7 protein-coding genes and 1 pseudogene are annotated in these 6,374 nt (G+C 61.7%); 3 read left to right on the plus strand and 5 right to left on the minus strand.

Annotated features, from left to right (window positions below; genetic code table 11):
- Positions 1 to 95: 95 nt before the first annotated feature.
- Positions 96 to 533 carry a hypothetical protein gene (locus BUB57_RS05770; protein ID WP_143159627.1) on the minus strand — a complete coding sequence of 146 codons (438 nt, stop codon included), beginning with the start codon at positions 531 to 533 and terminating at the stop codon, positions 96 to 98.
- Positions 534 to 1,574: 1,041 nt separating this feature from the next.
- Here BUB57_RS05770 and BUB57_RS05775 point away from each other — a divergent pair.
- Entirely contained in the window at positions 1,575 to 2,891 is a 1,317-nt protein-coding gene (locus BUB57_RS05775) for a hypothetical protein (RefSeq protein ID WP_073063534.1), read from the plus strand.
- Between the two features lie 1,002 nt (positions 2,892 to 3,893).
- On the opposite strand, the gene BUB57_RS05785 is transcribed toward BUB57_RS05775, so the two are convergent.
- The 3 genes from BUB57_RS05785 to BUB57_RS17055 all read right to left on the minus strand — a co-directional run bounded on the left by BUB57_RS05785 (position 3,894) and on the right by BUB57_RS17055 (position 5,393).
- A complete protein-coding gene (locus BUB57_RS05785) occupies positions 3,894 to 4,190 on the minus strand; it encodes a hypothetical protein (RefSeq protein ID WP_073063542.1) in 297 nt (98 codons plus the stop codon).
- A 146-nt stretch (positions 4,191 to 4,336) separates the two neighbouring features.
- The gene (locus tag BUB57_RS17045) at positions 4,337 to 4,900 is read right to left on the minus strand and encodes an IS3 family transposase (RefSeq protein ID WP_234951990.1); all 564 of its coding nucleotides are present in this window, start codon (positions 4,898 to 4,900) and stop codon (positions 4,337 to 4,339) included.
- 175 nt (positions 4,901 to 5,075) lie between these two features.
- A complete protein-coding gene (locus BUB57_RS17055; RefSeq protein WP_073063545.1) occupies positions 5,076 to 5,393 on the minus strand; it encodes a transposase in 318 nt (105 codons plus the stop codon).
- A 289-nt stretch (positions 5,394 to 5,682) separates the two neighbouring features.
- Between BUB57_RS17055 and BUB57_RS05800 the strand changes: the two genes are divergently transcribed.
- Together BUB57_RS05800 and BUB57_RS17360 are read left to right on the plus strand one after the other, a co-directional pair.
- The gene (locus BUB57_RS05800) at positions 5,683 to 5,916 is read left to right on the plus strand and encodes a hypothetical protein (protein WP_073063548.1); all 234 of its coding nucleotides are present in this window, start codon (positions 5,683 to 5,685) and stop codon (positions 5,914 to 5,916) included.
- A 53-nt stretch (positions 5,917 to 5,969) separates the two neighbouring features.
- Positions 5,970 to 6,227 carry a nucleotidyltransferase domain-containing protein gene (locus tag BUB57_RS17360; protein WP_407670324.1) on the plus strand — a complete coding sequence of 86 codons (258 nt, stop codon included), beginning with the start codon at positions 5,970 to 5,972 and terminating at the stop codon, positions 6,225 to 6,227.
- Here the strand turns inward: BUB57_RS17360 and BUB57_RS17060 are convergent.
- Positions 6,178 to 6,374 (minus strand): annotated as a pseudogene (locus tag BUB57_RS17060) (transposase); the annotation flags it as partial. The gene BUB57_RS17360 and the pseudogene BUB57_RS17060 overlap by 50 nt on opposite strands.

Genomic DNA, 6,374 nt, shown 5'->3' on the forward strand with positions numbered 1-6,374 from the left:
GGGAAAGTTCTACCCATTTGCAATTCCTGGTTCTGACATGAAAAAACCCGCGTTTCCGCGGGGTGGTGTCGGAGGTAGGGTAAAAAGGGGAAAACTCAGGCCAAGGCGCGGCCCGCCCTTTCCCGCAAAACCCGCACATCACAGAGCCGGACCAGGATGGACCGCAGACCCGTATGCAACGGATCGCGCCAGGCCATGATCCTGCGATCCCATATAGCCTGCACCAGATCCGGCGTCGTGCCACCCTCCCGTTGGCAGGCGACGGAGATGCTGACGATCTCCCCACGGAACTCAGCCGGAACGACCTCCATCGCCTCGATCCTGGAAAGGAACCCGTTGAGATGGGAACGCCCGAAGACAACCTTTCGGACAGAACCCGGGCCACCGGGCGGAATGAGCGGAGAAATGATCCCGGCGGAATAGAGAGCCTGCGCCTGGTTCATGCTTGCCCCCAGATGCTCGGCGAGCGCCTGGAGCGGAACGGCTGTCTCGAACTCGCGACAGATGAGTTCCACCTCCTCCACAGGAAACACGAGGAGGCCACTTTCGGCATCGGTGGCCCCTTCCGGCACGAGGCCGAGATTTTACAGCAATCGCGAAAGGCGTTTGCGGGGGATACATCAGCATTTGCGTCCCGCCCGACAGCGGCACTTCTTGGCTGATGCGCCCTGCGCATCGGCTGTATCACGTTGAGCGAGTGGGAGATAGAACACGCCCCGATTGCCGGATTTCGGCGAGTCAGAGGCCAAGTGGCAGATGGCGAAATTGGAGTCAATATACTGATTTTACGTATTTTTCTTTACTTTCTCCAAGCCGGAATTTTCCCGGAACTTTGGTTGGCCGGAAAAATCGTGACCCTTCGTCCTGAACGGAGAACGGAAGTGCAGGCATGCCAAAGGAGCCACCGGCAGAAAGCCCGGTAGCCCGACACCGGCATCCGCTGGCGAAAAATTGCTACGATGCGGAGAATCCGCCGCAGCAAGTGCATGGCAAAAGAACATAGTCACGTGCGAACGCCCGTCGATCAGGTTGTCGATGGACCTTTCGCCGTGCGACCGCACCAGTCTGGCTCAAGGGTTGGGAGCCTCCGCCGTCACTGGCTCTCCCGCGTAAGCACTATGATGATGACCACCCGAATGGCGGCTGTGGAACCATACCTGAGTTGAAGCCGTGCGAGCTTCTTGTCGGCAATCATTATAGAAATTCGATTCTTTTGAGTCGAATCGATTCCAGAAGATTTCGGAAAAATTCTGTAAGATGCTGAAGTATCTTTTTTTTATCGGATGCAATGCATACATGCCGCCCCATCGACACCTGCGGTCCCGTCCACGCGCACAACCAAACCGCACCGGATTATCCGTTACAAAGCTGCATCAGGGCCGCCCGCCCGGGTTCCCAAGGTCGCGCATCGCCTTCGTGTCGAGGCCATACCGGGTCGCGATTGCCTTGCAGTTCGTCCGGCTACAGGCGTTCATAGGAAAAAAGCACCCGCAATCCGCGGCATCATGGCATGGGTATCACCAGCCCACGCCCTCAATCTGGCCCGACAAGACATCTGGAAGACCGTAGCGACCATGACTTCTCCATCCCCAAGCCCCGAAAAATTCGAAATCTCCAGGCAGGATCTCTACGAGCAGGTCTGGGCTACCCCGGTCAGCAAGCTGGCCGAAAATTTCGGCGTATCAGGTTCCTACCTCGCACGGGTCTGCGAAGCGCTGAATGTGCCGCGCCCCCCAGCCGGATACTGGCAAAAGAAGGCTGTCGGGAAGGAGAAACCCCGCCCCGACCTGCCGCCCCTGCTGCCGGGCGACCAGGAAACGTGGTCGAAAGACAAGCCGCTCTCCGCCCCTGTCAGGAACACCCCGAAGCCACGCGCCCGCAGCACGCGCAGCGCTGCGGCGAAGATTGCTCAAACGGGCCGTCATCCGCTTCTTCTCGGCGTGGAAGGATATTTCCGCAAGACGCGGAAGCTCGACGAAGGGGAGTTCCTGCGGCCCTACAAGCAGCTTCTGCCCGACATCGTCACCTCGGAAACCTGCCTGACCCGCGCCCTCGACCTTGCGAGTGAAATCTACAATGCTCTCGAAAAGAGAGGGCACCGCGTGATGTTCGCAGCTCCGGACCGCAAGATGCACCGTCCCGACATCGAGGAGCGGGAAAGCCCCGGAAAGGACCGGAAGTATGGCCCCTATTCCATGGGGCGCATCTGGTCCCCGCACCGGCCGACGATCTGCCATATCGGTGCGGTTCCCATCGGCCTTGCCCTGACCGAGATGACGGAGCGGGCCACGCTTCGCCGGATCGGCGACAGATATGTCCGGGAGGACAGCAAGGAGGTTCGATCCGCCAAGGCGTGGCAACGCGCCAGTTCATGGACGACCGAGCAGGATCTTCCCTGCGGCCGCTTCCGGCTGGTGGCCTATTCGCCTCTGCACGGGGTCGCCTGGATGCACAGCTGGCAGGAGACCACGAAAGCCACGCTTGGCGGGATGATCCCGGCAATCATCCGGAAGCTGGAAAGCTCGGAGGAGGAGCTCCGGACGCTCATGACCGCGGCTGAGGAGGCCGCGGCCCAGCTTCAGCGCGAATGGGAGGAGCAACGGGAACGCTGGCGCCGGCAGGATGATCAGCGATGCGTCGAACAGGCGCAGACCGAAAGCCGGAAGCAGCTGTCCGACATCATGGACAGATGGGCAAACGCCCTTGCCGTCCAGCGTTTCTTCCGCGAAGCCGAGGAGCGAGCAGGTCAGGTGGAAGGTGAGCGCCGCGCCCGGATCATGCAACGCCTGGCCTTGGCGAAATCCATGCTGGGCCCTTCGGATCCCCTCGATTATCTTGAGGAGTGGCTGGCGCCGGAAGAACGCTACAGGTCGAAGTATGGCGAGGAATGACGGCCGAGCCTAAGATGCGCATCGGACACGGTCGGAGCGGGCGGCCTTTTGCAGTCGTTCGACGCCCTCCCGCCACGCTGCGCGGCAGCACGTCATTCCGGACATTCGCTACATATGCGGCAAGGAGCCCATTCGGCCGAACCTTCGGCATTGAAATGGCAAACCCTCATGCTTCATATTGTGGCGGGACCGACCGAACCCACTACTGGCTGATTCAACCTGCGCACGCATAAGAGGTTTCACATGGACGAGCTAAGTCAAGAATGGTTCGAACTGCGCGATCATCGACGCAGGTTATATTCTCGTGCCGTTTGGGTCCCGGTTTACGGCAGGATTCTTCCCTCGGAACGTGGACGTTACCCAGAAGTTGGGCATGTTGAGGAGACGCTCTCTGTTGGATCAGCAGTTGTCTTCAACGATAAGCGCGAGAAGGCAGAGGAATTAGATTGGCACTATTGGTCCCTCGACAACACGACTCCTTACTTGAATGGGGACAGGCAGTATTTCGAGGCCGAGTCCTTCTACGATGATCCGGCTAGGGCTTAGACTTGTTCTGACGCACTATCTCAACTCTGCCCACCCACGACAGGTATACATAAATCAAAGACTTCGTTCTGGCCTACGGGCTTCTGGAAGAAGGCGAGGACCGGCTCGCCACGATCTGTGCCGAGACCGGGGTGAACTTCACCCAGAGAGCCGAGATCGTCATCGGGACGACGCGTTTCCTCTGCGCGACCCTCTGGACCGACTTCGCCCGGCATGGCGAGCCGACCCTCGCGATGCTGGTCGTGCAGCGCGTCATGAACGACTACCGCACATCCGCCACGCCGCCTCCGGCTACCGGCGGATCCGGCCCTCCGACACCGCCCTTGTCCACGCCGATCACCGCGCCTGGCTGGAGGAGCGGCTGGCCGCGCCCTTCCCGGGCCGGACCGTGGTCGTGACCCACCATTGCCCGCATCCCGGCCTGATCTCCCAGCGGCGCGAGGAACTCGATCCGGCCTATGGCTCGAACCTTTTGCCCACCATCGAGCGGTTCCAGCCGGAGACCTGGCTGTTCGGCCATACCCAGCGGCGTGCCGAAGCCGAGGTCGGGCGATCCGCCATACCGGCCGCGAGGCCGAACTGCTGATCGTCGCCGGCGATCTGGCCGAAGCCGCCCTTGACAGATGGCCGGACGAGATCCTCTGGCTCGGCACAATCCATCCGACCGCGAAAACCGTGATCCTGCCGGGCAACCACGACTATTATGGCGGCAATCTCCATACGCTGGACCGCGATCTCGAGCGCATCTGCCAAGGGGCCGGATGCGCATTCAGACAATGCCTGCGCTTGGTGCTGGGCGACACCCGCATCCTGATGACCACCCTCTGGACCGACATGCGCCTCTCTGAGGCCGAGGGCGAGGCGGCGGTCGTGATCCTACCCCGAAAAAGTGGACGGGGTCAGGCTGCCATTTGCTCCATGTCGGCCGGTGATCGGTAGCCTAGCGCCGAATGCAGGCGCCGTGAATTGTAGAATCCCTCGATGTAGGCAAAGAGATCGCGGCGGGCCTCGGCTCTGGTGGCGTAGACGCGGTGATGGACGCGCTCGACCTTGATGGTATGAAAGAAACTCTCCATCGGGGCATTATCCAGACAGTTTCCCTTTCGGCTCATCGACGGTGTTATCTTCGCGGTGGCAAGGGCTTGGCGATACTCGTCGGCAGCGTATTGAATGCCGCGGTCCGAATGTTGGATCAGCCCGGGCGCCGGGCGCTGGCGTCTGATGGCCATGTCGAGTGCCTCGAGGGTGATCAAGGCGTGCAGGGCTTCGCGCATGCTCCAGCCCACGACCTTGCGGGTGTGCATGTCGATCAGTGCCGCAAGAAAGAGCCAGCCTTCGCCGGTCCGGATATAGGTCAGATCGGCGAGCCAGACCTGGTTCGACGCGGTCGCCGCGAAGTTCTCCGTAGAACATGCCGGCCGGCAGCGCGTAGCACGGCATGGACGCGCGGCGCGCCATAACACCCGCCGCTTTCCGCGTGAGCGCAGCGAATATCGCTGAGAAGAGCGCGGTTCTCGGTGCTGCGCTTGCTCTCCGGCCGCCGGCGCTACGCATAGTAGCCGCTGACGGAGACGCCGAGCACGGCACAGATCGTGCGGACAGGCCAGACATGACGATGCTCATCCACGAACCCGAACGTCATCGGGTGGCCGCTCCGAAGATGAGCGCGGCTTTTTTTAAGATATCGCGCTCCGTCTGGGCTTTCTGCAGTTCCCGCGTCAACCGGGCGTTCTCCGCCGCCAGGTCGGCCGGGGACGGGCCCTGCGCTTGCGTGATGGGGCGCCGCGCAGTGCTCGTCCCCGCCTTGCCGAGCTGCCTTATCCAGCGGCGCAGCTGGGTCTCGTGGATGCCCAGTTCCGCCGCGACATCCATGATCGACAGCCCGCTCGTCTCCACGCGATCCGCGGCCTGTCGCTTGAACTCATCCGGAAAATACCGGCGCTTCTTCTTCTCCATCGAACACTCCTTCCGTTGGCTCGAAAGCCTATCAGGGGTGTCCACTCAATCGGGGTAGGATCAGTCGAGGAATCCATCCGCCATGCCAGCCAGAGGATGCCCGACTACGCCGCCGCATATGGTGGAGCGGCATCATGATCGGCGACCCGGAACGCGCGCTTCGACCCGAGGACACCATCGTGGTCCATGAGCGGCAGAAGTCCTGGCCGATCCAGGAACTGGCGAAACCCTGGCCCGGAAAGACCATCGTGGGAACGCACCATGCCCCTCGGCCACCGTCACAGGCCGGATGACACCGCTTTCACCCTGCTTCGCCTCCGATCTCGATGACCTGATGGACCGCTATCGCCCCAACGCCTGGATCTCCGGCCACACCCACCGTTCCGCCGATCTGCGCGCCCCCGGCGGCACGCTCCTGCGCAACGTCTCGGTCGGATATAAGCACGAGTTCGGGTCCGGGGATCCCGAGCGTCGGGTCAGGAAGGGACTGATCGATCTCGACAGAATCGGGGAAGGGGAATGACAGGGCAGCGGGTCGAGGGCTTCTTCCGGGAAGAGCCGAGGCTGCGGGACCTGATGATCCTTTGCCGGACCGAACTCTTCGCCGAGGAAATCTGGCTCTTTGGTAGCCGCGCCCGGGGCGATTATCGCTCGGACAGCGACTGGGACACGCCGCACATCTCGGCGTCCCCATGGTGGGATAGGCCCGGAGGCCCGTCAGAAAACGCCACATCCTCTACAGGATCGGACAGGAGGCCCCGTTCAACACTTCGACCGGGTCGGTCTAGGCTGCGGACTCATAATTCCGCATCCAGAGCCTTGAGCATGCCATGAGGGCGGCGGCGAGGTAGTTTTGCGCTGTCTTTTCATATCTGGTGGCGATCTATCGGAACTGCTTGAGCTTGGAGAAGAACCTCTCCACGAGGTTGCGCTGGCGGTAGAGGACCGGATCGACCTGCCGCTGCACCTTGCGGTCGCGTT

It is taken from the genome of Paracoccus solventivorans (assembly GCF_900142875.1).
Classification (GTDB): Bacteria; Pseudomonadota; Alphaproteobacteria; order Rhodobacterales; family Rhodobacteraceae; genus Paracoccus; species Paracoccus solventivorans.